Origin of the sequence: Streptomyces lavendulae subsp. lavendulae (genome assembly GCF_002803845.1) — a bacterium.
GTDB lineage: Bacteria > Actinomycetota > Actinomycetes > Streptomycetales > Streptomycetaceae > Streptomyces > Streptomyces lavendulae.
In genome coordinates this window covers 5672087-5699077 of the sequence record NZ_CP024985.1, presented here as the reverse complement: position 1 = coordinate 5699077, position 26991 = coordinate 5672087, and the positions used below count along the sequence as shown (strand labels likewise).

General features: G+C 72.9%; 25 protein-coding genes and 1 pseudogene. 16 read left to right on the top strand and 10 right to left on the bottom strand.

Features of this window, described 5'->3' with window-relative positions; translation table 11 throughout:
* Position 1 precedes the first annotated feature (1 nt).
* Positions 2-2734 carry a pyruvate dehydrogenase (acetyl-transferring), homodimeric type gene (aceE, locus tag SLAV_RS25310; protein WP_030227209.1) on the top strand — a complete coding sequence of 911 codons (2733 nt, stop codon included), beginning with the start codon at positions 2-4 and terminating at the stop codon, positions 2732-2734.
* An 88-nt stretch (positions 2735-2822) separates the two neighbouring features.
* Entirely contained in the window at positions 2823-3692 is an 870-nt protein-coding gene (locus SLAV_RS25305; RefSeq protein WP_078950181.1) for a potassium channel family protein, read from the top strand.
* On the opposite strand, the gene SLAV_RS25300 is transcribed toward SLAV_RS25305, so the two are convergent.
* Both SLAV_RS25300 and SLAV_RS25295 read right to left on the bottom strand, forming a co-directional pair.
* Entirely contained in the window at positions 3673-4053 is a 381-nt protein-coding gene (locus tag SLAV_RS25300) for a peptidase inhibitor family I36 protein (protein WP_030227205.1), read from the bottom strand. The genes SLAV_RS25305 and SLAV_RS25300 overlap by 20 nt on opposite strands.
* 199 nt (positions 4054-4252) lie before the next feature.
* Positions 4253-5845, bottom strand: a complete 1593-nt coding sequence (locus SLAV_RS25295) for an MFS transporter (protein WP_030227202.1) — start codon at positions 5843-5845, stop codon at positions 4253-4255.
* A 117-nt stretch (positions 5846-5962) separates the two neighbouring features.
* On the opposite strand from SLAV_RS25295, the gene SLAV_RS25290 reads away from it, so the two are divergent.
* The 3 genes from SLAV_RS25290 to SLAV_RS25280 all read left to right on the top strand — a co-directional run bounded on the left by SLAV_RS25290 (position 5963) and on the right by SLAV_RS25280 (position 9001).
* Positions 5963-6667 (top strand): TetR/AcrR family transcriptional regulator, encoded by a 705-nt coding sequence (locus tag SLAV_RS25290; RefSeq protein ID WP_037686572.1) that lies wholly within the window; start codon positions 5963-5965, stop codon positions 6665-6667.
* Between the two features lie 211 nt (positions 6668-6878).
* Complete coding sequence (locus SLAV_RS25285; protein WP_051840501.1) at positions 6879-8048, top strand: alpha/beta hydrolase; 1170 nt, start codon at positions 6879-6881, stop codon at positions 8046-8048.
* Positions 8049-8143: 95 nt separating this feature from the next.
* Complete coding sequence (locus tag SLAV_RS25280; RefSeq protein WP_030227195.1) at positions 8144-9001, top strand: DUF4429 domain-containing protein; 858 nt, start codon at positions 8144-8146, stop codon at positions 8999-9001.
* Between the two features lie 55 nt (positions 9002-9056).
* Here the strand turns inward: SLAV_RS25280 and SLAV_RS25275 are convergent, their stop codons facing one another.
* Entirely contained in the window at positions 9057-10079 is a 1023-nt protein-coding gene (locus SLAV_RS25275) for an aldo/keto reductase (protein ID WP_030227193.1), read from the bottom strand.
* Positions 10076-10474 carry a MerR family transcriptional regulator gene (locus SLAV_RS25270; protein WP_037686570.1) on the bottom strand — a complete coding sequence of 133 codons (399 nt, stop codon included), beginning with the start codon at positions 10472-10474 and terminating at the stop codon, positions 10076-10078. The genes SLAV_RS25275 and SLAV_RS25270 overlap by 4 nt, the downstream gene beginning before the upstream one ends.
* A gap of 79 nt (positions 10475-10553) precedes the next feature.
* Here SLAV_RS25270 and SLAV_RS25265 point away from each other — a divergent pair, with 79 nt between their 5' ends.
* Complete coding sequence (locus SLAV_RS25265; RefSeq protein ID WP_030227189.1) at positions 10554-11375, top strand: serine hydrolase domain-containing protein; 822 nt, start codon at positions 10554-10556, stop codon at positions 11373-11375.
* On the opposite strand, the gene SLAV_RS25260 is transcribed toward SLAV_RS25265, so the two are convergent.
* The gene (locus SLAV_RS25260; RefSeq protein ID WP_030227186.1) at positions 11372-12031 is read right to left on the bottom strand and encodes a pirin family protein; all 660 of its coding nucleotides are present in this window, start codon (positions 12029-12031) and stop codon (positions 11372-11374) included. The two genes, SLAV_RS25265 and SLAV_RS25260, sit on opposite strands and share 4 nt — an antisense overlap.
* A gap of 81 nt (positions 12032-12112) precedes the next feature.
* On the opposite strand from SLAV_RS25260, the gene SLAV_RS25255 reads away from it, so the two are divergent.
* The 5 genes from SLAV_RS25255 to fabF all read left to right on the top strand — a co-directional run bounded on the left by SLAV_RS25255 (position 12113) and on the right by fabF (position 17008).
* Complete coding sequence (locus tag SLAV_RS25255; protein WP_030227183.1) at positions 12113-13324, top strand: PucR family transcriptional regulator; 1212 nt, start codon at positions 12113-12115, stop codon at positions 13322-13324.
* A gap of 89 nt (positions 13325-13413) precedes the next feature.
* The gene (locus SLAV_RS25250) at positions 13414-14331 is read left to right on the top strand and encodes an ACP S-malonyltransferase (protein WP_030227182.1); all 918 of its coding nucleotides are present in this window, start codon (positions 13414-13416) and stop codon (positions 14329-14331) included.
* A gap of 18 nt (positions 14332-14349) precedes the next feature.
* Positions 14350-15354 (top strand): ketoacyl-ACP synthase III, encoded by a 1005-nt coding sequence (locus SLAV_RS25245; protein ID WP_030227180.1) that lies wholly within the window; start codon positions 14350-14352, stop codon positions 15352-15354.
* Between the two features lie 57 nt (positions 15355-15411).
* Positions 15412-15660, top strand: a complete 249-nt coding sequence (locus SLAV_RS25240) for an acyl carrier protein (protein ID WP_030227178.1) — start codon at positions 15412-15414, stop codon at positions 15658-15660.
* A 79-nt stretch (positions 15661-15739) separates the two neighbouring features.
* On the top strand, positions 15740-17008 hold the full coding sequence (fabF, locus tag SLAV_RS25235; RefSeq protein ID WP_030227176.1) for a beta-ketoacyl-ACP synthase II: 1269 nt from the start codon (positions 15740-15742) through the stop codon (positions 17006-17008).
* An 86-nt stretch (positions 17009-17094) separates the two neighbouring features.
* On the opposite strand, the gene SLAV_RS25230 is transcribed toward fabF, so the two are convergent.
* Positions 17095-17589, bottom strand: a complete 495-nt coding sequence (locus SLAV_RS25230) for a DUF3145 domain-containing protein (protein ID WP_030160508.1) — start codon at positions 17587-17589, stop codon at positions 17095-17097.
* A gap of 250 nt (positions 17590-17839) precedes the next feature.
* Here SLAV_RS25230 and SLAV_RS25225 point away from each other — a divergent pair, with 250 nt between their 5' ends.
* Positions 17840-18739: an SGNH/GDSL hydrolase family protein gene (locus SLAV_RS25225; protein WP_030227174.1), complete on the top strand. Its 900-nt coding sequence runs from the start codon at positions 17840-17842 to the stop codon at positions 18737-18739.
* Between the two features lie 126 nt (positions 18740-18865).
* Here the strand turns inward: SLAV_RS25225 and SLAV_RS25220 are convergent, their stop codons facing one another.
* Positions 18866-21358: a glycoside hydrolase family 3 protein gene (locus tag SLAV_RS25220; protein WP_030227172.1), complete on the bottom strand. Its 2493-nt coding sequence runs from the start codon at positions 21356-21358 to the stop codon at positions 18866-18868.
* Positions 21359-21461: 103 nt separating this feature from the next.
* On the opposite strand from SLAV_RS25220, the gene SLAV_RS25215 reads away from it, so the two are divergent.
* The 3 genes from SLAV_RS25215 to SLAV_RS25205 all read left to right on the top strand — a co-directional run bounded on the left by SLAV_RS25215 (position 21462) and on the right by SLAV_RS25205 (position 24060).
* Positions 21462-22037: a TetR/AcrR family transcriptional regulator gene (locus SLAV_RS25215; protein WP_030227170.1), complete on the top strand. Its 576-nt coding sequence runs from the start codon at positions 21462-21464 to the stop codon at positions 22035-22037.
* A gap of 63 nt (positions 22038-22100) precedes the next feature.
* Complete coding sequence (locus SLAV_RS25210) at positions 22101-23312, top strand: low temperature requirement protein A (RefSeq protein WP_100660960.1); 1212 nt, start codon at positions 22101-22103, stop codon at positions 23310-23312.
* Positions 23313-23343: 31 nt separating this feature from the next.
* The gene (locus tag SLAV_RS25205) at positions 23344-24060 is read left to right on the top strand and encodes a carbon-nitrogen hydrolase family protein (protein ID WP_030227165.1); all 717 of its coding nucleotides are present in this window, start codon (positions 23344-23346) and stop codon (positions 24058-24060) included.
* On the opposite strand, the gene SLAV_RS25200 is transcribed toward SLAV_RS25205, so the two are convergent.
* Positions 24047-24406: a winged helix-turn-helix transcriptional regulator gene (locus tag SLAV_RS25200; protein WP_030227163.1), complete on the bottom strand. Its 360-nt coding sequence runs from the start codon at positions 24404-24406 to the stop codon at positions 24047-24049. The genes SLAV_RS25205 and SLAV_RS25200 overlap by 14 nt on opposite strands.
* Before the next feature lie 94 nt (positions 24407-24500).
* Here SLAV_RS25200 and SLAV_RS25195 point away from each other — a divergent pair, with 94 nt between their 5' ends.
* Positions 24501-25400, top strand: a complete 900-nt coding sequence (locus SLAV_RS25195) for an NAD(P)-dependent oxidoreductase (RefSeq protein ID WP_030227161.1) — start codon at positions 24501-24503, stop codon at positions 25398-25400.
* Positions 25401-25670: 270 nt separating this feature from the next.
* Here SLAV_RS25195 and SLAV_RS25190 read toward each other — a convergent pair.
* Together SLAV_RS25190 and SLAV_RS25185 are read right to left on the bottom strand one after the other, a co-directional pair.
* Positions 25671-26456, bottom strand: a pseudogene (locus SLAV_RS25190) (EI24 domain-containing protein); the annotation flags it as partial.
* An 86-nt stretch (positions 26457-26542) separates the two neighbouring features.
* Positions 26543-26968 carry an organic hydroperoxide resistance protein gene (locus tag SLAV_RS25185; RefSeq protein WP_030227158.1) on the bottom strand — a complete coding sequence of 142 codons (426 nt, stop codon included), beginning with the start codon at positions 26966-26968 and terminating at the stop codon, positions 26543-26545.
* Between the last annotated feature and the right edge of the window lie 23 nt (positions 26969-26991).

Here is a 26991-nt window from a genome sequence, read left to right as displayed (position 1 = left end):
CGTGGCTTCCGCATCCGATCGCAATCCGATCATCATTGGCGGCCTGCCGAGCCAGGTCCCGGACTTCGATCCGGAGGAGACGCAGGAGTGGCTCGACTCCCTGGACGCCGCCATCGACGAGCGGGGCCGTGAACGGGCCCGTTACCTGATGCTGAGGCTGATCGAGCGGGCCCGCGAGAAGCGCGTGGCCGTGCCCGAGATGCGCAGCTCGGACTACGTCAACACGATCGCCACCAAGGACGAGCCCTTCTTCCCCGGCAACGAGGAGATCGAGCGCAAGGTCCTCAACGCCACCCGCTGGAACGCCGCCGTCATGGTCTCGCGCGCCCAGCGTCCCGGCATCGGTGTCGGCGGCCACATCGCGACCTTCGCCTCCTCCGCCTCCCTCTACGACGTGGGCTTCAACCACTTCTTCCGGGGCAAGGACGAGGGCGACGGCGGCGACCAGATCTTCTTCCAGGGCCACGCCTCCCCCGGCATCTACGCCCGCGCCTACCTCCTGGACCGGCTCACCGAGCAGCAGCTCGACGCGTTCCGGCAGGAGAAGTCGAAGGCCCCGTACGGGCTGTCCAGCTACCCGCACCCGCGGCTGATGCCGGACTTCTGGGAGTTCCCGACCGTCTCGATGGGCCTCGGCCCCCTCGGCGCGATCTACCAGGCCCGGATGAACCGGTACATGGAGGCGCGCGGGATCGCCGACACCTCCAAGTCACACGTCTGGGCGTACCTCGGCGACGGCGAGATGGACGAGCCGGAGTCGCTGGGCCAGCTGTCCATCGCCGCGCGCGAGGGCCTGGACAACCTGACCTTCGTGGTGAACTGCAACCTCCAGCGCCTCGACGGCCCGGTGCGCGGCAACGGGAAGATCATCCAGGAGCTGGAGTCGATCTTCCGCGGCGCCGGCTGGAACGTCATCAAGCTGATCTGGGACCGCTCCTGGGACCCGCTGCTGGCCCAGGACCGCGACGGCATCCTGGTCAACAAGATGAACTCCACCCCGGACGGGCAGTTCCAGACGTACGCCACCGAGTCCGGCGCCTACGTCCGCGAGCACTTCTTCGGCGGCGACCACCGGCTGCGCGCGATGGTCGAGAACATGACGGACCAGCAGATCCAGCACCTGGGCCGCGGCGGTCACGACCACAAGAAGGTCTACGCGGCCTACGCGGCGGCCAAGGCCCACAAGGGCCAGCCGACGGTGATCCTGGCGCAGACGGTCAAGGGCTGGACGCTGGGCCCGAACTTCGAGGGCCGCAACGCCACGCACCAGATGAAGAAGCTGACGGTCGACGACCTCAAGCGCTTCCGCGACCGCCTGCACATCCCCATCCCCGACGCGCAGCTGGAGAACGGCGCACCGCCGTACTACCACCCGGGCCGCAACTCGCCCGAGATCCAGTACATGCACGACCGCCGCAGCGCGCTGGGCGGCTACGTGCCCACCCGCGTGGTGCGCGCCAAGCCGCTGCAGCTGCCGGGCGAGGCGACGTACGCGGCGGCCAGGAAGGGCTCGGGGCACCAGTCGATCGCCACCACCATGGCGTTCGTGCGCATCCTGAAGGACCTGATGCGCGACAAGGAGATCGGCAAGCGCTTCGTGCTGATCGCCCCCGACGAGTACCGCACCTTCGGCATGGACGCGTTCTTCCCGAGCGCCAAGATCTACAACCCGCTGGGCCAGCAGTACGAGGCGGTCGACCGCGACCTGCTGCTCGCGTACAAGGAGTCGCCGACCGGCCAGATGCTGCACGACGGCATCTCGGAGGCGGGCTGCACGGCCTCGCTGATCGCCGCCGGTTCGGCGTACGCGACGCACGGCGAGCCGCTGATCCCGGTCTACGTCTTCTACTCGATGTTCGGTTTCCAGCGCACGGGTGACCAGTTCTGGCAGATGGCCGACCAGCTGGCGCGCGGTTTCGTCCTCGGCGCGACCGCCGGCCGGACCACCCTCACGGGTGAGGGCCTCCAGCACGCCGACGGTCACTCCCAGCTGCTGGCGTCGACCAACCCGGGCTGCGTGGCGTACGACCCGGCCTACGGCTACGAGATCGCGCACATCGTCAAGGACGGTCTGCGGCGGATGTACGGCCCCGACGCCGAGGACGTCTTCTATTACCTGACGGTCTACAACGAGCCGATCCAGCACCCGGCCGAGCCGGCCGACGTGGACGTCGACGGCATCCTCAAGGGCATCCACCGGGTCTCGACGGGCACGGCCGGCACGATCGGGGCGCAGATCCTGGCCTCGGGCGTGGCGGTGCCGTGGGCGCTGGAGGCGCAGCGGATCCTGGCGGCCGACTGGAACGTGCGGGCGGACGTCTGGTCGGCGACCTCCTGGAACGAGCTGCGCCGCGAGGCCGTCGAGGTGGACGAGCACAACCTGCTCCACCCGGAGGAGGAGCAGCGCGTCCCGTACGTGACGCGGAAGCTGTCGGGTGCGGAGGGGCCGTTCGTGGCGGTCTCGGACTGGATGCGCTCGGTGCCGGACCAGATCGCGCGCTGGATCCCGGGGACGTACACCTCGCTGGGCGCGGACGGCTTCGGTTTCGCCGACACGCGCGGCGCGGCGCGGCGCTTCTTCCACATCGACGCCCAGTCGGTGGTCCTGGCGACGCTCACCGAGCTGGCCCGTGAGGGCAGGATCGACCGCTCGGTGCTGAAGCAGGCGATCGACCGGTACCAGCTGCTGGACGTCACGGCGGCCGACCCGGGCGCGGCGGGCGGCGACGCCTAACCGCCACCGGGGCGGGGCCTCACCCTTTCCGAGGGGGCGTCGGGACACCTGTCCCGGCGCCCCTTACTCGTTCTTTACCATGCTGGGCATGAAGCAACCCTCCCGCCAGGCGCGGTGGGAGCGCCGTACGCAGGTCCCGCTGCTGGTGCTCGCCGTGGCCTTCGCCGTCGCCTACGCCGTGCCGATCGTGGCCCCCGACGCGGGCCCGGGGGTGCACCGGGCCTGTACGCACGCGGAGTGGGCGGTGTGGGCGGCCTTCGCGGTGGACTACCTGGTGCGGCTGGGACTGTCGGCGGACCGGCGGGTGTTCGTGCGGACGCACTGGCTGGACCTGGCCGCGGTGGTGCTGCCGCTGGTGCAGCCGCTGCGGCTGCTGCGGCTGGTCGCGACGCTGATGCTGGTGGGCCGGCGGGCCCGGATGGCTCCGCAGGTGCGGCTGACGACGTACGTGGCCGGGGCCGTGGTGGGGCTGCTGATGTTCGGCTCGCTGGCGGTGCTGAGCGTGGAGCGGGACGCCCCGCGGGGGAACATCAAGAACCTGGGCGACGCGGTGTGGTGGTCCTTCACCACCATGACGACGGTCGGGTACGGGGACCACTCCCCCACCACGGGTCTGGGCCGGCTGATCGCGGTGGGGCTGATGCTGTCCGGGATCGCCCTGCTCGGTGTGGTGACGGCGAACATCGCCGCCTGGTTCATCGCCCGTTTCGAGCGGGACGACCAGGTGGAGCGGCTGCAGCTGGCGGTGCTGCGCGAGCTGCAGGACGAGGTACGGGCGCTGCGGGGCGAGGTCGCCCGGCTGGGCGGCGGCGACGGGGGCGGGGACAGGGGCGACGGGGGCGGGGACGGGAGCGGCGTCGGCGGCGGCAGTGGCCCGGGCCCGATGCCCGCCCAGGCCGCCGCCGGCGCTCCCCCGTCCTGCGCCGACCAGGCGGGGGTTACGTCTCCCACACCTTGAACGCCCTGACCTGGTACGGGGACTGGGGCAGCAGGACCCCGTCGCCCGGGTAGGTCTGGAACTCGCCGGTCTCCGCGCACACGTCCGACTGGTACGTGGTCACCGGGCGCCCGGTCCGGTTGATGAGCGACTGGTAGTTCCCGGCGGGCAGCGCGGTGCAGCTGTTGATGGAGAGGGTGCTGAGGTCGTAGGTCTGCTTGGTGCCCTTGAAGTCCGGCTTGGACCACAGGCACAGCTCGCCCGTGGCGCAGAGCGGTGCGCCCGCCGCGTGGGCGCCGGTGGCGGTGCCGGGGACGAAGGCGGTGGCGGCCAGGAGGGCGGCGGCGAGGGTGGTGGCGCGAGCGGTGGTCCACGTACGCATGACGGAATCGTCTCCTTGTTGACGGCCGGACCCCGGACGGTTTCCGAAGGCTCCGTGGCACCACGCTGACCTGCGGCGACGGTCGAGCGGAAGGGGCTGGGGAGCGGTCCACCCTGATAGGCGACAGCCCCGCCGGAACCGTCCGGCGGGGCTGTGGGGCGAGCGGGGTTGACCCGGCGGTAACGGCCGGGCGGGCGGCTCAGATGTGGGCCGCTCCCGCTCCGGCGGCGGCGTTCGCCCCGCGCTTGGTGAAGCAGGCCACGACCGCGGCGAGGACCGCGACCACGCCCGCCACGGTGAAGGCGGTGCTCATGCCGGACACGAAGGTGTCGTGGGCGACCGAGGCGATGGCCCGGGCGACCGGCTCGGGGGCGCCGGGCGGCACCGGGGCGATGCCGACCTGGACCCCCTTCCCGGCGAGGTCGAGCTGCTCCGGGGTGAGCGGGGGCAGCTGCGCCCGCGTCCAGTTGTCCCCGAACGTGTCACTGACCTTGGCCGCCATGACCGCTCCGAGGACGGCGGTGCCGAGGCTTCCGCCGACCTGCATGGCGGCCTGCTGGAGGCCGCCGGCCACGCCCGAGAGCTCCAGCGGGGCGTTGCCGACGATGACCTCGGTGGCGCCGACCATGACGGGCGCGAGGCCGAGGCCGAGGAGGGCGAACCAGAGCGACATGGTGAGGGTGGCGGTGTCCGGGGTGAGCCGGGCCATCCCGAAACAGGCGACGGCGGTGGCGACCATGCCCGCGACGAGCGGGACGCGCGGGCCGACCTTGGTGATGGCGGCGCCGGCCAGCGGCGAGCCGATGATCATCATGCCGGTGAGCGGCAGCAGGTGCAGACCGCTGTCGACGGGGCTCATGCCGTGGACGTTCTGCAGGTAGAAGGTGACGAAGAAGAGCCCGCCCATGAAGGCGAAGGCCATCAGGACCATCAGCACGGTGCCCGCGGACAGCGGCAGCGAACGGAACATCCCGAGCGGGATCAGCGGCTCGGCGACCTTGGACTCCCAGACGGCGAAGAGCACGAAGCAGAGGGCCGACCCGGCGAGGAACAGTAGGGTCCGGGTGTCGCCCCAGCCCCACTCGGCGGCCTTGATCAGCGCCCAGATCAGGGAGAACATCGCCGCCGACAGCAGCACGATGCCGACGACGTCGAAGGAGCGCGGGGCGTTCTCGGCCCGGTGGTCGAGCAGGATGACCAGGCCGAAGATCAGGGCCACGACGCCTACGGGCACGTTGATGAAGAAGACGGACTGCCAGCTGACGTGCTCGACGAGCAGGCCCCCGACGATGGGCCCGGCGGCCGTCGAGGCGCCGATGACCATGCCCCAGATACCGATGGCCATGTTGAGCTTCTCGGCGGGGAAGGTGGCGCGCAGCAGGCCGAGGGCCGCGGGCATCAGCAGGGCCCCGAAGACGCCCTGGGCGACGCGGAAGGCGATGACCAGACCGACGCCGGTGGAGAGGCCGATCGCGGCCGAGGAGAGCGCGAAGCCGGCGACGCCTATGAGGAAGGTCTGGCGGTGTCCGAAGCGGTCGCCGAGCTTGCCGGCGGTGATCAGCGAGACCGCGAGGGCCAGCAGGTAGCCGTTGGTGATCCACTGCACCTCGGCGAGGGTGGCGCCGAGGTCCTTCTGGATGGCCGGGTTGGCGACGGCGACGATCGTGCCGTCGAGCGCGACCATCATGACCCCGATCGCCACGGCGAACAGGGTGAGCCACGGGTGGCCGCGCCATCCGGTGCGGACGGGCGCGGGGTCCGATTCCTTGGCGAGGGTGATCTGACTCGTCATGCAAACAGGCTAGTGACAGCGACTGACACTTCACAAACGGCTCAACGAGACAGTCGCTGTCAGGTCGGTCACAGGTACCCTGACCGCTCACTCAGCGTCAGAAAGGACCCCTCGGTGATGACCGACCTGCGGCCGGCACCGGACGCCCCGGCGACCGGTCTGCGCGAACGCAAGAAGCGGCGCACCCGGGACGCACTGCTGCGCGCCGCCCTGCTCCTGTTCGTCTCCCAGGGCTACGACCGGACCACGGTGGACGAGATCACCGACGCCGTGGAGGTCTCCCAGCGCACCTTCTTCCGCTACTTCGCGAACAAGGAGGAGGTCGCCTTCGCCGTCCAGGACCTGGTCGAGTCGCACTTCGTCGCCGCGCTGCGGGCCAGGCCGGCCTCCGAGGGCCCTGTGGAGGCCATGCGGGGCGCCGTGCTCGCCGCCTGGGACACGGTCGAGGAGGCCATCTCCGAGGTGGTCCCCGTGGACCTCTACATGCGGGGATACCAGCTGATCGAGTCCACTCCGGCCCTGCTCGCCGTGCACCTGCGGCGCTCCACCGAGCTGGAGGAGGAGATCGCCCGGCTGATCGCCGACCGCGAGGGGCTGGACCTCGACGCCGACCCGCGGCCCCGGGTGGCGGTGGCCGCCTTCTGCGGCGTGATGCGCGTCACCGGGCGGCTGTGGGGGCAGGGCGAGGACACCAGCGTCGAGGCGATCCGGCGGATGACGGAGGCCTACCTGGACCAGATCCGTCCGGCCCTCGCGGCCCACTGGCACAGGCCTCCGGCGGCGCCCGGGCCCGCCCCGGCCGCCTCCGCCACCGGGGTCTGAGGCACCGCCGCGGCGAGGGTCCGGACGGCAACTCACCGTAACCGGACGGGCGGTGCGTCCCACGGCCGGCCGTGAGACCTGTCACCCGGAGCACCGTCGGCTCCAGCGGTCTCCTACGCTGGCTCCAGTGAACCTGCCCGGCCGCCACGCCCCTCCCGCCGTCGAAGCCGACGACAACGCCGACGCCCTCGCGCGTCCGGCCGCCCTGCGCATGATGCTCGCGCTCGCCGTCGTCTTCCTCATGCTGGCGACCACCGGCTGGACCGCGGTCCACCCGCCCGAGGCGGGCACCGCCCCCCGGGCGGCCGCGCTCGCGGCGTGGTCCGCGGCCCGGATCGACGGCCGGGCCGTACCGGCCGCCGACGCCCCCGTACGGACGGTGGCCCGCTTCTTCGCCGACCTCGACACCGCCCAGCGCGCCCGCCTCGCCGACGGCTTCCCGCTCGTGGTCGGGAACCTCGACGGGGTACCCGCCGAGACCCGCTACCGGGCCAACCGCAACTCCCTGGTGCAGGCCGCGCGGGTCGAGGAGGCCCGCGGCCGGGACGTGGCCCTGACCCCGGCCGACCGCTCGACGGCCGTCCGCCGGGCCCACCGCTTCGAATCGCTGGCCGAGCCCGGCCGGCAGATCTTCGTCTTCGACCCCACCGGCGCCGGTCTCGCCGCCGAGGTCTTCGGGGACCTGCGGACCGCCCGCCGGGTCTCTGTGATCGTCCCCGGCGTCGACACCGACGCGGTGACCTTCGAGCGCTCCACGCGCCGCCTCACCGCCCCCGTCGGAATGGCCCAGTCCCTCTACGAGGCCGAGCGCGCGGCCCGGCCCGGCGAGCAGAACGCCGTCATCGCCTGGGCCGGCTACACCGCGCCCACCGGGCTCGGCGTGGACGCCGCGACCGGCCGGCTCGCCGTCCAGGGCGCCACGCGGCTGGAGGCGCTCACGGCGGCCCTGCCCGGGAACGCCAGCGTGGCCCTGTTCTGCCACAGCTACGGATCGGTGGTGTGCGGCGTGGCCGCGCACCGGCTGCCGGACCGGGTGACCGACCTGGTGGTGGCGGGCAGCCCCGGCATGCGGGCCGAGAACGCCGCCGACCTGCACACCTCCGCGCGGGTCTGGGCGATGCGCGACGAGGGCGACTGGATCGCCGACGTACCGCACCTGGAGGTAGGCGGTCTGGGCCACGGGGCCGACCCGGTTTCCCCGACCTTCGGCGCCCGGCTGCTGTCCTCGGCCGGGGCCAGGAGCCACACGGGCTATTTCGAGCCAGGGACGTCCTCTCTGGACAATTTCGCCAAGATCGGAACCGGCACCTTCGGTTCCGTCGCATGTGCGAGCGGCGCGGACGACTGCCGACGAGGAATTTCCGCCCCGGAAGGGTCCTGAGGACCCCCTCTCCGCCCGGCGGGCGTAGCGAACGGGAAAATCGTCCCTGCCGACCGGGGGGACGCACGGGGGCGCCTCCCTTTACGATGTGCCGCATGGGTGACGTACTGGCCGGAAATCATGCCGTCTGGGAGTTCGACTCGGACTCGGTGCTCATCCGCTTCGCACGGGGGATGCGAACTCCACGGCTCTGGAACGCGCTGGGTGAGCGCAGGATCCCCCTGGAAGCGTTGACCGGGGTGGGCGTCGAGGTGTCCGCGGGCGGCAGGCGCGACGCGGTGGTACTGCGCGCCGTACCGCGTCCGGGGGCCGATCCGCTGATGGAGGCTGCCGCCGGGCAGCTCAAGGAGGCCTGCGACCCGTACCGGCTCACGCTCCCTGCGGACCGGGCGGACGCGGCCGAGGCCTTCGCCGACGCGCTGCGCGGCCGGATCGGGCCCGGGGCCGACGAACCCGCCGACCGGTTCCTGGTCGAGGTCCCGCAGCCACCCCTCCAGCTGAAGGCGTACGACGCCCGCGTGGGCTTCGACGGCTCGGCGGTCACCTTCCACTGGTCGCGCACCGGCGCCTCCAGCACCAAGTGGCGCTCCGGCGACCAGCGCTTCGCCCTGACCTCCCTGTCCGGGGTCGAATGGGTCTCCCCGGAACGCCCCGGGGCCGGGTACCTGCGCCTGCTGCCCCGCGAGGGCGCCCCCGGGGTCGGGGACCCCCGCGCCGACCACGACCTGGCCGCCGCCGTGTTCGGGGTCGGGTACGGGGCCGTGCACGAGTCCCTGCCCTTCGCCGCCGCCGTCCTCGCGGCCCTGCGCGCCCGCACCCCCGTGGCCTCCCTGCCGCGCGCCCGCTCCGGCGAGGACGGCCGCCTCCAGCACCTGGGCGAGCTCTACGGGGCGGGGCTGCTGACCGACTCCGAGTACGCCGCCCTGCGCGACCGCCTCGCCGCGGAGGCCTAGCCCGCGGGCGGCGGGCCCCGGCGGCGGGCGGCGGGCGGCGGGCGGCGGCCCGGTCCTACTCCTCGCGCGCCGCCGAGCTGAAGGTCATGTCCGGGTAGCGGTCCCCCGCGACCCGGCCGGCGATCGGCTCCAGCAGGGCGAGCTCCGGCCCCGTCAGCGTGATCCGGGTCGCCGCGGTGTTCTCCGCGACCCGCTCCGGCTTGCGGGTGCCCGGGATCGGGACCACCGTCAGGCCGTGCACCGCCGCCCGCTGCTGCACCCAGGCCAGCGCGATCTGCGCCGGGGAGGCCCCGTGCGCGGCGGCGATCTCCCGGACCGGGTCCAGCAGCGCCGCGTTGGTCTTCGCGTTGTCCCCGGTGAAGCGGGGCTGGTGCTGCCGGTAGTCCCCGGCCGACAGGTCCGCCGCGGCGTCCGCGAAGGCGCCCGTCAGGAAGCCCCGTCCGAGCGGGGAGTACGGCACGAAGGCCACGCCCAGTTCCGCCGCCGCGCCCACCGCGCTGCGCTCCACGTCCCGGCTGAACAGGGACCACTCCGACTGCAGCGCCGCGATGGGGTGCACCGCGCAGGCCTCCCGCAGCTCGGCCCCCGTGACCTCGCTGAGCCCGAGGTGGCGCACCTTCCCCTCCCGCACCAGCTCGGCCATGGCGCCCACCGACTCGGCGAACGGCACGGCCGGGTCGCGGCGGTGCATGTAGTAGAGGTCGATCACGTCCACCCCGAGCCGCCGCAGGCTGTCCTCGACGGCCCGGCGGATGTACGCGCGGTCGTTGCGGATGCCCCGGTACGCCGGGTCGTCGGCGCGGCGCTCCAGGGCGAACTTGGTGGCGAGGGTGATCTCGTCCCGGTGCGCGGCCACGAAGGGCGCCAGGAACTCCTCGTTCGCCCCGCTCCCGTAGGCGTCCGCCGTGTCGAAGAGGGTGACCCCGGCGGCCAGTGCCGCCTCCAGGGTCGCGCGGGCGGCCGCCTCGTCGGTGTCCCCGTAGAACTCGCTCATGCCCATGCAGCCGAGGCCCTGGACGCCGACGACCGGTCCGCCCCTGCCCAGTTCGGCCCGCTCGATGGTGGTGCGCTCCGTCATGACTGTGCCTTCCCCGTGTTCGTGTTCATCGCGTACATCTCGATCTTGCGGTCCAGCACGCCGAGCGCGTCGGTCAGTTCCGCGAGGCGTGCCCGCACCTCGCGGCGCGTGTGCTCCAGCAGGGCCCGGCGCTCGTCGACCGTGTGCTCGCCCTCCCGGACGAGTTCGGCGTAGCGGACCATGTCCGCCACCGACATCCCGGTCGCGCGCAGCTTGCCCACGAAGGCGAGCCAGCCGAGGTCCTTGTCGGTGAACCGCCGCTGTCCCGAATGGGAGCGGTCCACGTGCGGCATCAGCCCGATGCGCTCGTACCAGCGCAGCGTGTGCTGGGTCAGCCCGGTCCGGGCCTCGACCTCGCTGATCGTGTACCGCGTCTGCGTCAGGCTCTGGCTCATGGCGCCCACGCTAAAACCCTGGAGTGCACTCCAAGCAAGTAGGCTCGGCCGCATGGAGAGCCTGGATCCCGTCAACACCCTGGACAGCCTGCGGGCCGTCGAGACCTGGCCGGTGCCGACCGCCGCGGCCGCCGTCGTACGCGCCGACGGGAGCCTGGCCGGCTCCCACGGGCCGCTGGACCACCGTTTCCCGCTGGCCTCGGTCACCAAGCCGCTCGCCGCGTACGCCGCCCTCGTCGCGTACGAGGAGGGGGCCGTCGAGCTGGACGAACCGGCGGGCCCCGAGGGTTCGACGATCCGTCACCTGCTCGCGCACACCAGCGGCCTGGCCTTCGACGAGCACCGCGCGATGGCCCCGCCCGGGGAGCGGCGACTGTACTCGAACGCCGGTTTCGAGGTGCTCGGCGACCACCTGACGAAGGCCACCGGGATCCCCTTCGCGGAGTACCTGCACCAGGCGGTCTTCGAGCCGCTGGGCATGACCTCGACCACCCTGGAGGGCTCGCCCGCCAAGGACGGCGTCTCCACCGTGTCCGACCTGGCGCGCTTCGCCGCCGAGCTGCAGGCGCCCCGCCTGCTGGACGTCCGCACGGTCGCCGAGGCCACCTCCGTGGTGCACCCGGGCCTCAAGGGCGTCCTGCCGGGCTACGGACACCAGTCCCCCAACGACTGGGGCCTCGGCCTGGAGATCCGCGACGGCAAGTCCCCGCACTGGACGGGCACCACGTCCTCCCCGCGCACCTTCGGCCACTTCGGCCAGTCCGGCACCTTCCTGTGGGTGGACCCGGACGCCCGCGCCGCCTGCGTGGCCCTGACCGACCGGCCCTTCGGCCCCTGGGCGGTGGAGGCGTGGACCCCCTTCACCGATGCGGTCCTCGCCGAGCTGCGGGCGGCCCGCTAGAGCGGGAGTTCCCAGATCAGCAGCTCCCCCGGGGACCCGGCGGTGATCTCCAGGCCCTTCTCGCCGGTGATCCGCGCCGAGTCCCCGGGACCCAGCTCGGCCCCGTCGAGCCGCAGGTCCCCGCGCACCACGTGCAGGTAGACCCGCTCGGCCGCCGGTACGGGGACCCGCTCGCCCGCGCCCGGCCGCCGCACGTGCAGCACCGCCCCGGCCGCCGGGACCTCGTACGGGGTGCCGTCCGCGAGACCGCGCACGACCTCGTACGCGGGCTCCCCGCCCGCCGTCAGCGGCGCGAGCCACATCTGGACGAACCGCAGCGGAGCCGGGCCGTCGTTGCGCTCGACGTGCCGGGCCCCGGCGCCGGCACCCAGCCGCTGGACGTCGCCGGGGCGGACCACGCCGGTGTCGCCGGTGGTGCTGTCGCGGTGGGTGAGCTCGCCCTCCACCACCCAGGTGACGATCTCGGTGTGGCTGTGCGGGTGCTCGTCGAAGCCCGATCCGGGCGCGAGGCGCTCCTCGTTGCAGGCCAGCACCGGGCCGAAGCGGATGTTGTCCGGGTCGTAGAAGGACCCGAAGGAGAAGGCGTGGCGGGTGCTGATCCCGGCGCCCCCGTCCCCTCCCTCGTACCGGTCCGCAGCGCGGCGTACATCAATCATGGGGGCCACCGTAGCCCCCCGCCGGAGGACCGGCCGTGGACCCGCGTCGGCGCCGGGGCGCCGATAGGGCAGTCTTGTCCCGTGCCCCAACCCGAACGTGAGCAGTCCCCCGAGACCCGTCCCGCGCATCCGGCCCACCCCCACAGCGCGACGCTGCGCCGGCTGGAGAAGTCCTCCGGCCGGCTCGCCGCCAACGCCATCGCCCGGATGGACGAGACCCTGCCGTGGTACCGGGCGATGCCGCCGGAGAACCGGTCGTGGATCGGCCTGGTGGCGCAGGCCGGCATCGCCGCGTTCACGGAGTGGTTCCGGCACCCGGAGACCCCGCAGGCCATTTCCACCGACGTCTTCGGGACGGCTCCGCGCGAGCTGACCCGGGCGATCACCCTGCGCCAGACCGTCGAGATGGTCCGTACCACGATCGAGGTCATGGAGGCCGCGATCGACGAGGTCGCGGCCCCGGGTGACGAGTCGATCCTGCGCGAGGCGCTGCTGGTGTACGCCCGGGAGATCGCCTTCGCGACCGCCCAGGTGTACGCCCAGGCAGCCGAGGCCCGGGGGGCGTGGGACGCCCGGCTGGAGTCCCTGGTCGTCAACGCCGTGCTGTCGGGCGAGGCCGACGAGGGCGCGCTGTCGCGGGCGGCGGCCCTTGGCTGGAATTCGCCGGAGCACGTGTGCGTGGTGCTGGGCACCGCGCCCGACGGCGACAGCGAGCTGACGGTCGAGGCGATCCGGCGCGCGGCCCGCCACCACAAGCTCCAGGTGCTCACCGGCGTGCTCGGCGACCGGCTCGTGGTGATCGCGGGCGGCAGCGACAACCCGATGCAGGTGGCGAAGTCCCTGATCGGCCCGTTCGCGGCCGGCCCCGTGGTGGCCGGGCCGGTGGTGCCCGACCTGCTGAACGCGACGAAGTCGGCGCAGGCGGCGGCGGCCGGCCTCAAGGCCTGCACCGCCTGGCAGGACGCGCCGCGCCCGGTGCTGGCGGACGATCTGCTGCCGGAGCGCGCGATCGCCTCCGATCCCTCGGCCAGGGAGCAGCTGGTGGAGGAGATCTACAGACCGCTGGAGGAGGCGGGCTCGGCGCTGCTGGAGACGCTGAGTGTCTACCTGGAGCAGGCGAGCAGCCTGGAGGGGGCCGCGCGGATGCTGTTCGTGCATCCCAACACGGTGCGCTACCGGCTCCGACGTGTGACCGACGTCACCGGATGGTCACCCTCCGACGTTCGTTCGGCGTTCACGCTGCGGATCGCCCTGATCCTCGGACGTCTGGCCGACGGAGATCCGCAGTCCTAGACTTTTGTCGGACATCAACAATTAGCCCGACGGTTCTTCGTCCCTGTCCCCACGGGCGGCGGGGACCGTCCACAAGAGAGAGTGTGAGGGTGCTCGTACTCGTCGCTCCCGGCCAAGGCGCTCAGACGCCCGGCTTCCTGACTCCCTGGCTCGAACTCCCCGGCGCCGCCGAACGCGTCGCCGGGTGGTCGGACGCCATCGGGCTCGACCTTGCCCACTACGGCACGAACGCCGACGCGGACGAGATCCGCGACACGGCCGTGGCCCAGCCGCTGCTGGTCGCGGCGGGCCTGCTGTCCGCTTCCGCCCTCGGATCCCCCTCGGCCTTCGGCGCCGTCGCCGGGCACAGCGTCGGTGAGATCACCGCCGCGGCCCACGCCGGCGTGCTGACCGAGTCCGAGGCGCTCTCCTTCGTCCGCACCCGCGGTCTGGCCATGGCCGAGGCCGCCGCCGTCACCGAGACCGGCATGGCCGCGGTCCTGGGCGGCGACCGGGACGTGGTCGTCGCGCACCTGGAGAAGCTGGGGCTGACCCCGGCCAACATCAACGGCGCGGGCCAGATCGTGGCCGCCGGCACCATGGAGCAGATCGCCGCTCTGGAGGCCGAGAAGCCCGAAGGCTCCATGAAGGTCGTCGCCCTCAAGGTCGCGGGCGCCTTCCACACGCACCACATGACGCCCGCGGTGGCCGCGCTGCAGAAGGCCACCGAGGCCCTCGCGCCCGCGGACCCGACGGTGAAGTACGTCTCGAACCGCGACGGCCTCGTCGTCGACAAGGGCGCCGACGTCGTCGCCCGCCTGGTCGGCCAGGTCGCGAACCCGGTCCGCTGGGACCTGTGCATGGAGACGTTCGCCGAGCTTGGCGTCACCGGGATCATCGAGCTCTCGCCCGGCGGCACCCTGACGGGTCTCGCCAAGCGCGCCCTGAAGGGCGTTCCGAGCGTGGCTCTGAAGACCCCGGACGATCTCGACAAGGCCGCCGCGCTCATCGCAGCGCAGGCGGCCTGAGAGAAGGAGCCCACAAGCATGTCCAAGATCAAGCCGGCCAAGGGCTCCCCTTACGCCCGCATTCTCGGTGTCGGCGGCTACCGCCCGGTCCGGGTGGTGCCCAACGAGGTCATCCTGGAGACGATCGACTCGTCCGACGAGTGGATCCGCTCCCGCTCCGGCATCGCGACCCGGCACTGGGCCTCGGACCAGGAGACGGTCGCCGCGATGTCCGTGGAGGCCTCCGGCAAGGCGCTCGCCGACGCCGGGATCTCCCCGGAGCAGATCGGTGCGGTGATCGTCTCCACGGTCTCGCACTTCAAGCAGACCCCCGCCGTCGCGACGGAGATCGCGCACCGGATCGGCGCGGGCAAGCCCGCGGCGTTCGACATCTCGGCGGGCTGTGCCGGTTTCGGCTACGGCCTGACGCTGGCCAAGGGCCTGGTGGTCGAGGGGTCGGCGCAGTACGTCCTCGTCATCGGTGTCGAGCGGCTCTCGGACCTGACCGACCTGGAGGACCGCGCGACGGCCTTCCTGTTCGGCGACGGTGCCGGCGCCGTGGTCGTCGGCCCTTCGGACGAGCCGGCCATCGGCCCCACGGTGTGGGGTTCGGAGGGCGACAAGTCCGAGACGATCAAGCAGACCGTGCCGTGGGACGAGTACCTCGGCAAGGACGGCGGAGAGAAGTTCCCGGCCATCACGCAGGAGGGTCAGGCGGTCTTCCGCTGGGCCGTCTTCGAGATGGCGAAGGTGGCCCAGCAGGCGCTCGACGCGGCCGGGATCACCGCGGAGGACCTGGACGTCTTCATCCCGCACCAGGCGAACATGCGGATCATCGACTCGATGGTGAAGACTCTGAAGCTGCCGGACCACGTCACGGTCGCCCGTGACGTGGAAACCACCGGCAACACGTCGGCCGCCTCGATCCCGCTCGCCATGGAGCGGCTCCTCGCGACCGGAGCGGCGAAGAGCGGCGACACCGCGCTCGTCATCGGCTTCGGGGCGGGGCTCGTCTACGCCGCGACGGTCGTTACCCTCCCCTAGGGCCCGGGATCCACTTCCCGCCCTGATCAACCCACTCAGCTACAGAAGGAGCGCCACATGGCCGCCACGCAGGAAGAGATCGTCGAGGGTCTCGCGGAGATCGTCAACGAGATCGCCGGCATCCCCGTCGAGGACGTCGAGATCGGCAAGTCCTTCACCGACGACCTGGACGTCGACTCGCTGTCCATGGTCGAGGTCGTCGTCGCCGCCGAAGAGCGCTTCGACGTGAAGATCCCGGACGAGGACGTCAAGAACCTCAAGACGGTCGGCGACGCCGCGGACTACATCCTGAAGCACCAGGCCTGAGCCTGACGAGCGTTTGTCGCCACCTGGCGGTGGCGCCGTGACAATTCAGCACCCCCTTAGACGTGGAGAAAGAATTCCTGTGAGCCCGACCAATCGCACCGTGGTCGTCACCGGTATCGGCGCAACCACTCCGCTGGGTGGCGACAGCGCTTCGACCTGGGAAGGTCTGCTCGCCGGCCGGTCCGGCGTCTCGCCCCTGGAGGGCGAGCGCTTCGCCGAACTGCCGGTTCAGATCGCCGCCCGGGCCGCCGTGGACCCGAGCGAGGTACTCCCCCGCCCGCTGGCCCGCAAGCTCGACCGCTCGGCGCAGTTCGCCGTCATCGCGGCCCGCGAGGCCTGGGCCGACGCGGGGTACACCGCCCCGGCCGGCGAGGACGAGTCCATCACCCCCGAGCGCCTGGGCACCGTGATCGCCTCCGGCATCGGCGGTGTCACGACCCTGCTCGACCAGTACGACGTACTGAAGGAAAAGGGTGTGCGCCGGGTCTCCCCGCACACCGTCCCCATGCTCATGCCGAACGGCCCGTCCGCCAACGTGGGCCTGGAGGTCAACGCCCAGGCGGGCGTGCACACCCCGGTCAGCGCCTGCGCGTCCGGCGCCGAGGCCATCGGCTACGCCGTCGAGATGATCCGTACCGGCCGCGCCGACGTGGTCGTCGCCGGCGGTACCGAGGCGGCCATCCACCCGCTGCCGATCGCGGCGTTCGCCAACATGATGGCGATGTCCAAGAACAACGAGAACCCGACGAAGGCCTCCCGCCCCTACGACAAGGGCCGTGACGGCTTCGTCCTCGGCGAGGGCGCGGGCGTCGTGGTGCTGGAGTCCGCCGAGCACGCCGCCGCGCGCGGTGCCCGGGTCTACTGCGAGGTGCTGGGCCAGGGCCTGTCCGCGGACAGCCACCACATCGCGCAGCCGGAGCCGACGGGCCGCGGTGTCGCGGCCGCCGTGCAGAACCTGCTCGACAACACGGGCCTGGACCCGGCCGAGCTGGTCCACCTGAACGCGCACGCCACGTCCACCCCGCAGGGTGACACGGCCGAGCTGAAGGCCCTGCGCAAGGTCCTGGGCGACGACCTCGACCACATCGCGATCTCCGCGACCAAGTCGATGACCGGTCACCTCCTGGGCGGCGCCGGCGGTATCGAGACCGTCGCGACCGTGCTGGCGCTGTACCACCGGATCGCCCCGCCGACGATCAACGTCGACGAGCTGGACGACGACATCGACGCGGACATCGTGCGCGGCGAGCCCCGCAAGCTGCCGGTCGACGGTCCGATCTCCGCGATCAACAACTCCTTCGGCTTCGGCGGCCACAACGTGACGCTGGCGTTCCGCAGCGTCCAGTAGCCACGGACGACACGCGAAAGGCCCACCCGGGCGACCGGGTGGGCCTTTCGCGTGTGTCCGGGCTCGGACGATGTGCGCGGCCGGGCTCAGACGACCTGGTGGAGCCAGCGGACCGGGGCGCCCTCGCCCGCGTAGCGGAAGGGCTCCAGCTCGTCGTCCCAGGGTTTGCCGAGCAGTTTGGCGATCTCCGCCTCCAGGTCGGTCTCGCCGCGTGCCGACCGGGCGAGCGCGGCCCGCAGCCGGTCCTCGGGGATCAGGATGTCGCCGTGCATGCCGGTGACGGCGTGGAAGATGCCGAGTTCCGGGGTGGAGCTGTAGCGCTCGCCCTCGGCGGTCGGACAGGGTTCGGCGGTCACTTCGAAGCGGAGCAGGTGCCAGCCGCGCAGGGCGGAGGCGAGTTTCGAGGCGGTGCCCGCCTCTGCCTGCCAGGAGAACTCGGCTCTCCAGGTGCCGGGGGAGGCGGGCTGCCGGATCCAGTCGAGGTTCACCCGCACCCCGAGCACGCCCGCAACAGCCCATTCCACGTGCGGGCAGAGCGCGCGCGGCGCGGAATGCACGTACAGAACTCCACGTGTCGTCACCGGGACCTCCAGTGTGGGACGAGGTCGGGAATAAACTCCAGAAAACGGACAGTATGTGACGTGATGTAATGTAACGGAAATTATTTGACATTGCGCTGCGGCACCTGCGGCCGAAACGCCACGGGAAAAAGCTACCGTGCGCCGGGGGTCATGGTGTGACGTACGGTCGCTCCGAGACCCGTAAACACAGAGCATTCACTCAGCAGGACGCCCCCGGAAGGACATGGGGCGACGAGGGAGGGACCAGGCGATGCGCACCACCGCTCCGCGCCGCAGCGTGCGCCGGACCGTGGCGGCGGCGGGCGTGGCGGCGGCCGTCCTGGCCTCGGCGGTCACCGGCTGTGACTCCGGCGGCGCGAAGCCGGCGGGCGACCGGGGCGCGGGGGCGGCGGGGCCGCGCTGGAACACCGCGCCCACGTCGATCGCGGCCGTCGGGGACTCCATCACCCGAGGGTTCGACGCCTGTTCGGTGCTGGCCGACTGCCCGGAGGTGTCCTGGGCCACGGGCGACGACCCCGCGGTGCAGTCGCTCGCCACGCGGCTGCTCGGTGCGGCCGCGGTGCCCGCGCGCAGCTGGAACCTGGCGGTGACCGGAGCGCGGATGGCGGACCTGCCCGGGCAGCTCGCGTCGGCCGCGGAACACAAGCCCGACCTGGTCACGGTGATGGTGGGCTCGAACGACGCCTGCCGGCCCACGGCTTCGTCGATGACCTCGGTGGCGGACTTCCGGGCCGGTTTCGAGCAGGCCCTGAGCGGGCTGCGGGCCGCCTCGCCGACCTCGCAGGTCTACGTCTCCTCCGTGCCGGACCTCCAGCGGCTGTGGGAGCAGGGCAAGGACAGCCCGATGGTGCGGCAGGTCTGGAAGCTGGGGATCTGTCAGTCCATGCTCGCCGAACCGCTGTCGGGGGCGGAGGGTGCGACGGCCCGCCGGGAGAAGGTGCGGGCGCGGGTCGTCGAGTACAACGAGGTGCTGCGCGAGGTCTGCGCGAAGGACCGGCTGTGCCGCTACGACGGCGGCACGGTGTTCCAGTACCCCTTCTCCGCGGAACAGCTCAGCCGCTGGGACTGGTTCCACCCGGGCCGGGACGGGCAGGCGCGGCTCGCGGAACTGGCCCACCGCCAGGTGACGGCGGCGCAGCCCCCGCGTTGACGCGGAAGGACCGGGGGCGGGTGTCAGGGCCCGCCCCCGGTCCGGTCCATCGGCCGGATTCATGGTTGTTTTCCGGCCATTTCGACCCTACGGCGTGTCGCGCCGTTCGGGGCGGGGTTCAGCGGCTCACAGGTCGAGGGTGACGGTCAGCCGCGTGTCGGCGTGCGAGTGGCTCGCGCGCACCTCGTACGTCCCGCCGATCCGCCGCCAGCCGTGCGCGGCCTCGTCCCAGATCTCGAAGGCGCGGGCGGGCAGCGGGATCTCCACCTCGACGCTCTCGCCGGGGGCCGCCGCGGCCCCCGCGAAGGCGGCCAGCCAGCTGGCGGGGCGCTCCACCGCGTCGTTGACGGGGGCCAGGTAGACCTGGACCACCTCGCGGCCCGGCCGGGGGCCGGTGTTGGTCAGGCGGACCCGGACCCGGTCGGCGGTGGCCTCCAGGGACTCGTAGGCCCAGTCGGTGTAGCCGAGTCCGTGCCCGAAGGGGTAGGCGGGCCGCACGCCGTGCTTCTCGTACGCCCGGTAGCCGATGTCGAGCCCCTCGCGGTACTCCAGGCGCCCGTCGACGGGGAACACGTCGGTGACGGGGGCTTCGGCGAGGGTGGCGGGCCAGGTGGTGGGCAGGCGCCCGCCGGGCTCGGCGTGTCCGAGCAGGACGTCGGCCACCGCGGCCCCGCCCTCCTGCCCGGGGAACCAGGTCAGCAGGACGGCGGCGACCTCCTCGCGCCACGGGAGTTCCACCGGGGAACCGGCGTTGACGACGACCACGGTGTTCGGGTTGGCGGCGGCCACGGCCCGTACGAGGTCGTCCTGACGGCCCGGCAGGACCAGGTCCCGGCGGTCGAACCCCTCGGACTCCACGCGCTCGGTGGTGGCGACGACCACGACGGCGGTGTCGGCGGCCCGCGCGGCCCGGACGGCCTCCGCGATCAGCTCGTCGGGGTCGCGCCGGGGGCCGAGGTGGAGCAGGGAGAACATGACCGCCTTGAGCGGCAGCGCGCTCATGTCGGGGACCCGGTAGGTGAGCGAGACCTCCACGGGCTCCCCCGCGGCGAGGGTCAGCCGGGCGCGTTCGCTGGGCGCCCCGAAGAACGCCTCGAAGGGGTCGGCCTCGTCGCCCGGCTCCTGGCCCCCCTCCCACAGGGTCCGTCCGCCGACGGCGAGGGCGAAGGCGCCCAGTCCCCGGGTGCCGAAGGCGTGCTCGCCGCTCTCGCGCGGCACGAAGGTGCCGGTGACCTCGATGCCGGCCATGGTCTCGTACGCGGCGTCGCCGGGCAGGTCGTCGCCGATCCACTGGACCTGGCCGCTGGGCAGGGCGCCCTCGCCGAGCACGGCCCCGGAGGCGTCGCGGCAGACGGCGCGCAGCGTGAACCCCTGGTCGGCGGGGACGAGTTCCTCGCTCGGGTCGGCGCCGACGCAGTAGGTCAGGGCTCCTTCGGGGAGCGCGGCCGTGAGCCCGTCGAGCGGGGAGAGCACCCGCTCGGGGAAGACGGTGGCGGACCCGCCGCCGAGGACCCGGGCGTCGCGGGCGGCGGCGCCGCTGAGGGCGACGGTGCGGCCCGGGCCCGCGTCCAGCGGCAGGGCTCCGGCCTCGTTGCGGACGAGGACGAACCCGCGTACGGCCAGCTCGCGGGCCAGGGCCTGTCCGTCGAGGGGGGCCGGGGGCTCGGCGACCACGGCGGGGGCGCCCTCCAGGAGGCCGACGCGGGCGGCGAGGCGCAGTACGTTGCGCACGGCCGCGTCGACGGCGGACTCGGGGACCTCCCCGGCCCGGACGGCGGCGGCGAGGGCGGGCCCGTAGACGGTCTGCGGGCCGGGCATGGCCACGTCCATGCCGCCGAGGACGTCCCCGGTGGTGGAGCGGGCGGCCATCCAGTCCGAGACGTTGCAGCCGTCGAAGCCCCACTGGGCGCGCAGGACCTCGTTCACCAGGTACCGGTGCTCGGTCATGGTGGTGCCGTTGACCCGGTTGTAGGCGGTCATGATGCCCCAGGGGTGGGCGTTGGTGACGATGGCCTCGAAGGGCGCCAGGTACAGCTCGTGCAACACGCGCGGGGCGATGACGCAGTCGACGGTGAAGCGTTCCGTCTCGGCGTCGTTTCCGACGAAGTGCTTGACGGTGGTTCCGACGCCGCCGTCCTGGACGCCGCTGACGTAGCCGCTGCCGATGGCGCCGGTCAGACGGGGGTCCTCGGAGTAGCACTCGAAGTGGCGTCCGCCGAGCGGGGAGCGGTGCAGGTTGACGGTGGGGGCCAGGAGGACGTGGACGCCCTTGCGGCGGGCCTCCTGGGCGAGGAGCCGGCCGGCCCGGCGGGCGAGGGCGGGGTCCCAGGCGGCGGCGAGCGCGGTCGGGGAGGGCAGGGCGACGGACGGGTCGTCGGCGGTCCAGCGCACGCCCCGCACGCCGACGGGCCCGTCGGACATGACCAGGGAGCGGAGCCCGATCTCGGGGAGGGCGGGCAGGGACCACATGTCCTGGCCGGCCAGGAGGCGGGCCTTGGTGTCGAGATCCAGCTTGCCCAGCGCCGTTTCCACGGCGTCTTCGCGGATGCGGTCGCGGGCCTGATCGGCATCGGTCACGGCCGTGCCTCCTCGTGAGTGCGGTGCGTGTGGTGCCCCCATCGTGGACCCGATACCTGTAGACTGGTAGGGCTTGTAATCTTTTCGTGATATCCCTATGTCGTACGGTCCTTCTTGCGGGTACGAACGGAAGGGGTGCCGGGCGATGGCCAGGGCGAAGAGCGAGGAGCGGCGCGGCGAGATCGTCCGCGCGGCCGTCGAGGTGATCGCGGAGCGCGGCTACCGGGGGGCCTCCCTGGGCTCCGTCGCCGAACGCGTGGGCCTGACCCAGCAGGGCCTGCTGCACTACTTCCCCACCAAGGAGGCCCTGCTCGTGGCCGTCCTGGAGGAGCGCGACCGCTGGGACACGGGCGGGGGCTCGCGCGCCGCCGCGGACACCTGGCGCCTGGACCTGCTGGCCTCGCTGGTGGAGTACAACGCCATGCGGCCGGGCATCGTGCAGACCTTCTCGGCGCTGCTCGGCGAGAGCGTCACCGACGGACACCCGGCCCGGGAGTTCTTCACCGAGCGCTACGCCCAGGTGCGCGGGGAGATGACCGCCGTGCTGCGCGCCGAGTTCGGCGAGCGCCTCCCCTCGGGCCTCACCCCGGAACAGGCCGCTCCGCTGCTGACGGCGGTGATGGACGGCCTCCAGTACCAGTGGCTGCTCGCCCCGGAATCGGTGGACATGCCCGCCGCGTTCCGCTCCTTCCTCACCCTCCTGCGCGGCCCCGCCGTCTAGGCCGCCCGGCCCGCCGGGCATCCTGTCCCCCGACACCGACCGGGGGAACTGGGGGGACACGCCGTGGCGTTGGAGGAACAGGGGCGGGAACGGGAGCTGCCGCAGAGCGCCGAGGACGGGCCGCCGGAGAAGAAGGTGGCCTGGTCGGAGCTGTTCTTCGACCTGGTGCTGGTGTTCGCGGTGACCCAGGTCTCCGCGCTGCTCCACCACGACCACGGCTGGGCCGGCACCGGCCGGGCCCTGATCGTCTTCGTGCCCGTCTACTGGGTGTGGGTCGGCAATACCGTCCACGCCAACACCCACGACGCCGACCTGCCGCTGAACCGGCTCGGGCTCTTCGCCGCCGGACTGTGCGGCCTGATGATGGCCCTGGCCCTGCCCGGCGCCTTCGGGGACCGCGGGGTGCTCTTCGCCGGCGCCTACTTCTGCGCCCGCGTGGTCCTCGCCGCCCTGGCACACGGCCGCTCCCGGCGGCTGACCCCCACCCCGGTGACCCTCTCGGTGCTGATCAGCGGGCCCCTGTTGCTGACCGGGGCCTTCCTCGACGGCGGGACCCGGACCTGCCTGTGGGCGCTGGCCGCCGCCGTGGACCTGGCCGCGCCCCGGCTGACCCGCCGGGCCATGGTCCGGCTGGTCTTCGAGTCGGGGCACCTCGCCGAACGGTTCGGGCTGTTCGTGATGATCGCCCTGGGCGAGTCGATCGTGGCCGTCGGGGCGCCGGTGGCCACCTCCCCCGAACTGGGCGCGGGCTCCCTGACCGCCGTCGCCGTGGCGTTCACCCTGGTCTGCGGACTGTGGTGGGTGTACTTCCACCTGGCCGCGGACGCCGTCCGCCACGGCCTGGAGACCGCCGCCGTACGGGCGGACGTGGCCCGGCAGGTCCTCTCGTACGGGCACCTCTCGCTGATCGCCTCGGTCATCGCGGTGGCCGTCGGCATGGCCGAGGCGGTGGCCCGCCCCGGCGAACGGCTCCCGCTGGGCGTGGCCGCCCTGCTGTACGGGGGCTGCGCGCTCTTCCTGGCCACCTTCGGGTACACCCGCTGGCACCTGTTCCGCTCCTGGTCGGTGACCCGGCTGGGGGCCGCCGCAGCCGTCCTGGCCGTGCTCCCGGTGGCGGCCCTGCTGCCCTCCCTGGGGGCGCTGGCGCTGCTGTCCGTCCTGGTGACGGCCCTCAACCTCACGGAACTGGCCCTCCTGCGCGCCGACGGCAGCCTCCCGGGCGGCCCGGACCCGGGAGGGCGGCCCGGGGATCCGGGGGCCGACCCCTCTCCCTGAGCCGGTCCGGGCGGCTGGCATCCTGGGGCGCGTGAAGATCGCCGCCGCGCAGTTCTGCTGCGTCCCCGCCGATGTCCCCGCCAACGCCGCCCTGGCCGCCGCCCTGGCCGCGGCCGCCCGCGACGAGGGCGCCGGGCTGGTGGTCTTCCCGGAGTTCACGCTCACCGGGTACGAGCTGGAGGCGCTGGCCGGGGACCCGGGGCTGTGGGTGGACGGACCCGACGACCCCCGCCTCGACGCCCTGCGCTCGGCGCGGATCGCGACCGCCGTCAACGTCGCCCTGCGCACCGACGGGCCGCGGCCCGCCATCGCGACACTGGTCTACGACGCGGACGGCGCGCACGTGACGACGTACGCCAAACAGCACCTGTACCGCCACGAGCAGGGCGTCTTCGTCGCGGGCACGGCCGACGGGCGGTTCGAGCTCGGTGGCATCCGCTTCTCCCTCGGGATCTGCTTCGACAACCACTTCCCCGACCTGACCGGCCGCGCGGCCGCCGACGGCTGCCGGGTGCACCTGGCGAGCTCCCTGTACGGCACGGGCGACGGGATCGCCGAGCGGGCCACCGTCTATCCCGGGATCGCGCGGGAGACCGGCCTGTACACGGTCCTCGCCAACCACGTCGGGCAGGCGGGCCCGTGGACGGGCTGCGGCCGCTCGGCGGCATGGGCCCCGGGCGGGGAACTGCTCGCCGAGGCCGGCGCCGACGCCCCGGGCGTGGTGACGGTCGAGGTCACCGCCGGCTGACCCCGGTTCGGGCGGAGTCGGGGAGGAGGTGCTTGGCGCCCCACTGCCCCAGCGACTCCAGGGCGGTGTTCAGCTCCTGGCCGAGGAGGGTCAGGGAGTACTCCACGCGCGGCGGGACCTCGTCGTAGGCCTCGCGGTGGACGATGCCGTCCTCCTCCAGTTCGCGCAGCTGCGCGGTGAGCACCTTCTCCGACACCCCCGGAACCAGCCGGCGCAGCTCGCCGAAGCGGCGGCGCGGGGAACGCTCCAACTCCCACAGGACGGAGACCTTCCACTTCCCGTCGATCACGGACATCGCCGCCGCGATCCCGCAGTGGTCCGCCCCGGGCCTTCGCGCCACCGTCATCGCACCCCTCCCACCTGCTCGCTCACCCCGGGGTAACCACCCACCCCGAAGTGCGTACTTGAGCGCTGCGGCGCCCGCCACCAGGCTAAACGGCATGACCGACACACATGTGACGAAGCGTCCGCTCACCCTCCTCGGCCTCGGCGGCATGGGCACCGCCCTGGCCCGCGCCTGGCTCGCCGCCGGGCACCCCGTGACCGTCTGGAACCGCACCGCCGCCAAGGCCGGGGCCTTGGCCCCGCACGGCGCCCGGGTCGCCGCGGACCCCGCCGCGGCCGTCGCGGCGAACGGTCTCGTCGTGCTCTGCCTGCTGGACGACGCGAGCATCGCGGCGGTGCTGGACGGGGTCGACCTGACCGGCAAGGACCTGGTCAACCTCACCACCGGCACCCCCGCCGAGGGCCGGGCCCGGGCCCGCTGGGCCGAGGAGCGCGGCGCCCGCTTCGTGGACGCCGGGATCATGGGCACCCCGACGATGATCGACACCCCCGGATCCGGCGCCTACGTCTTCTACAGCGGCTCCCGCGCCCTCTTCGAGGCCCACCGGGAGGTTCTGGAGGTCCCTGCCGCGGCCCGCTTCGTCGGCGCGGACCCCGGCCACGCGGCCCTGCACGACGTGGCGCTGCTCAGCGCGATGACGGGACTCTTCGCGGGGATCTCGCACGCCTACGCGCTGATCGAGGGCGAGGACATCGCGCCGGGGGACCTGTCCCCGCTGCTGTCGGAGTGGCTGGGCACGATGGGCTTCTTCGTCGGGAACGCCGCCGAGCGGCTGACCTCGCGGGACTTCACCACCGGGGTGGTGTCCAACCTGGCCATGCAGGTCGCGGCGAGCGGCACCCTCCTGCGCACCGCCGCGGACCAGGGGGTCAGCACCGAGCTGATCTCCCCGTACCTGGACCTGATGCGGGAGCGGCTGGAGGCCGACCCGGCCCGTCACGGCGCGGAGGACACCGTCGGGGCGATCACCCTGCTGCGGCGCGGCGCCGCGTAGGTCCTACGGGTACGAGGGCGGAGGCGGCCCGAAACCGGGGGCCGGTGCCTGGGGGTGTGCGGGGGCCTGCGGGTACGCCTGGGGCTGCGGGTATGCCTGCGCTTGCGAGTAGCCCTGGGGCTGCGAGTACGCCTGCGGCTGCGGGTGTCCCGGGGCCTGCGGATAGCCCTGCGGCTGCGGGTAGCCCTGCGCCGACGGGTACGCCTGCGCCTGCGGGTACCCCTGCGCCTGAGGGTGTCCCGGAGCCGGGGTCCAGGCCGGGGCGGGGGGCTGCTCGGAGTGGGGCCGCTCACCCTCCTGCTCGCCGGACGGATCCCCGTCCTCGCCGGTCAGCTCGCGCGCCATCAGGGTCGCCCCCGCCACGGCACCCGGCATCAGGAAGACCGCGACCAGCGGGATCAGGAACACCAGCACCAGCGGCACCCCGAAGCCGAGCGCCAGCGCCCGCCGTCCGCGCAGCAGGGCCAGCTGCTCGTCGAGGTCGACGCGGCGCCGCTGGAGGGCGACGGAGGTGAGTTCCTGGGTGAGGAAGAAGCCGGAGACGAGGAAGCCGATCACCGGGACGACGGTCTGGCCGACGACCGGGATGAACCCGAGGGCGAACAGCAGGATCCCGTAGAGCAGCACCCGCACCAGCAGCCGCAGGCTGTCCCGGGCGGAGATCCACAGGTCCTCCCAGAACGAGCGCCCCGACTCGGGGACCTCCCCGCCCTCGCTGCGGTCGACCTGCTCCGAGAGGGACTCGTAGAAAGGCTGGCCGACGAGCAGGGTCACGGCGGTGAAGGTGATCACCGTGAGGAACAGCCCGAGGCCGATGAGCAGCGCGGTCAGGAACCCGCGGAAGAGCCCGAGCCAGGGCGAGGACCAGTCCGAGGCGAAGGGCGTGGCCCAGGTGGTGAAGTCGTCGGCGCCGTAGAAGAGCCCGGTCAGGGCCGCGGCGTAGAGCAGCAGCGAGACCAGGCCCGGCAGCAGGCCGAAGCCCAGCCACCGGCCGTTGCCGAACACCCATCTCTGTCCGGCCAGCAAGTACCGGAAGCCCCCCGCAAGATCACGCATGGAGGCAGTTTAGACGGCGAAGGCCGCACCCCCGAGGGGGTGCGGCCTTCACTCGCGTTCCGTCAGGACGCGGACGCGGCGTGCGGTCAGGCGACGTTCAGCTCGACCGAGATGTTGCCGCGGGTCGCCTTGGAGTACGGGCAGATCTGGTGGGCCTTCTCGACCAGGTCCTTGGCGACGGCGGCGTCCACGGTCGGGATCGAGGCCGTGATCTTGACGATGATGCCGAAGCCCTCGTCGTTCTTGCCGATGCCGACCTCGGCGGTGACGGTGGAGCCGGTGACGTCGACGTTCTCGTTGCGGGCCGCGACGCTGAGGGCGCCCTGGAAGCAGGCGCTGTAGCCGGCGGCGAACAGCTGCTCCGGGTTGGTGCCGGCGCCGCTGCCGCCGAGCTCCTTCGGCGGGTTCACGACGACGTCGAGCTGCCCGTCGTTGGTGGCGACGCGGCCGTCACGGCCGTTCTCGGCGGTGGCGACAGCGGTGTACGCGACGTCGGACTGCGTGATGGACATGAAGCGGATCCTCCAGATGAATC

What these genes read in the sequence shown, in the direction of transcription:
- SLAV_RS25220 (WP_030227172.1), bottom strand. Translation starts at nt 21,358, where the DNA reads ATGGGGGCACCACACGCACCGCACTCACGAGGAGGCACGGCCGTGACC.
- SLAV_RS25305 (WP_078950181.1), top strand. Translation starts at nt 2,823, where the DNA reads ATGAAGCAACCCTCCCGCCAGGCGCGGTGGGAGCGCCGTACGCAGGTC.
- SLAV_RS25215 (WP_030227170.1), top strand. Translation starts at nt 21,462, where the DNA reads ATGGCCAGGGCGAAGAGCGAGGAGCGGCGCGGCGAGATCGTCCGCGCG.
- SLAV_RS25195 (WP_030227161.1), top strand. Translation starts at nt 24,501, where the DNA reads ATGACCGACACACATGTGACGAAGCGTCCGCTCACCCTCCTCGGCCTC.
- SLAV_RS25285 (WP_051840501.1), top strand. Translation starts at nt 6,879, where the DNA reads ATGATGCTCGCGCTCGCCGTCGTCTTCCTCATGCTGGCGACCACCGGC.
- SLAV_RS25280 (WP_030227195.1), top strand. Translation starts at nt 8,144, where the DNA reads ATGGGTGACGTACTGGCCGGAAATCATGCCGTCTGGGAGTTCGACTCG.
- SLAV_RS25295 (WP_030227202.1), bottom strand. Translation starts at nt 5,845, where the DNA reads ATGACGAGTCAGATCACCCTCGCCAAGGAATCGGACCCCGCGCCCGTC.
- SLAV_RS25270 (WP_037686570.1), bottom strand. Translation starts at nt 10,474, where the DNA reads ATGAGCCAGAGCCTGACGCAGACGCGGTACACGATCAGCGAGGTCGAG.
- SLAV_RS25290 (WP_037686572.1), top strand. Translation starts at nt 5,963, where the DNA reads ATGACCGACCTGCGGCCGGCACCGGACGCCCCGGCGACCGGTCTGCGC.
- SLAV_RS25225 (WP_030227174.1), top strand. Translation starts at nt 17,840, where the DNA reads ATGCGCACCACCGCTCCGCGCCGCAGCGTGCGCCGGACCGTGGCGGCG.
- SLAV_RS25260 (WP_030227186.1), bottom strand. Translation starts at nt 12,031, where the DNA reads ATGATTGATGTACGCCGCGCTGCGGACCGGTACGAGGGAGGGGACGGG.
- SLAV_RS25185 (WP_030227158.1), bottom strand. Translation starts at nt 26,968, where the DNA reads ATGTCCATCACGCAGTCCGACGTCGCGTACACCGCTGTCGCCACCGCC.
- SLAV_RS25275 (WP_030227193.1), bottom strand. Translation starts at nt 10,079, where the DNA reads ATGACGGAGCGCACCACCATCGAGCGGGCCGAACTGGGCAGGGGCGGA.
- SLAV_RS25240 (WP_030227178.1), top strand. Translation starts at nt 15,412, where the DNA reads ATGGCCGCCACGCAGGAAGAGATCGTCGAGGGTCTCGCGGAGATCGTC.
- SLAV_RS25200 (WP_030227163.1), bottom strand. Translation starts at nt 24,406, where the DNA reads ATGACGGTGGCGCGAAGGCCCGGGGCGGACCACTGCGGGATCGCGGCG.
- SLAV_RS25300 (WP_030227205.1), bottom strand. Translation starts at nt 4,053, where the DNA reads ATGCGTACGTGGACCACCGCTCGCGCCACCACCCTCGCCGCCGCCCTC.
- SLAV_RS25245 (WP_030227180.1), top strand. Translation starts at nt 14,350, where the DNA reads ATGTCCAAGATCAAGCCGGCCAAGGGCTCCCCTTACGCCCGCATTCTC.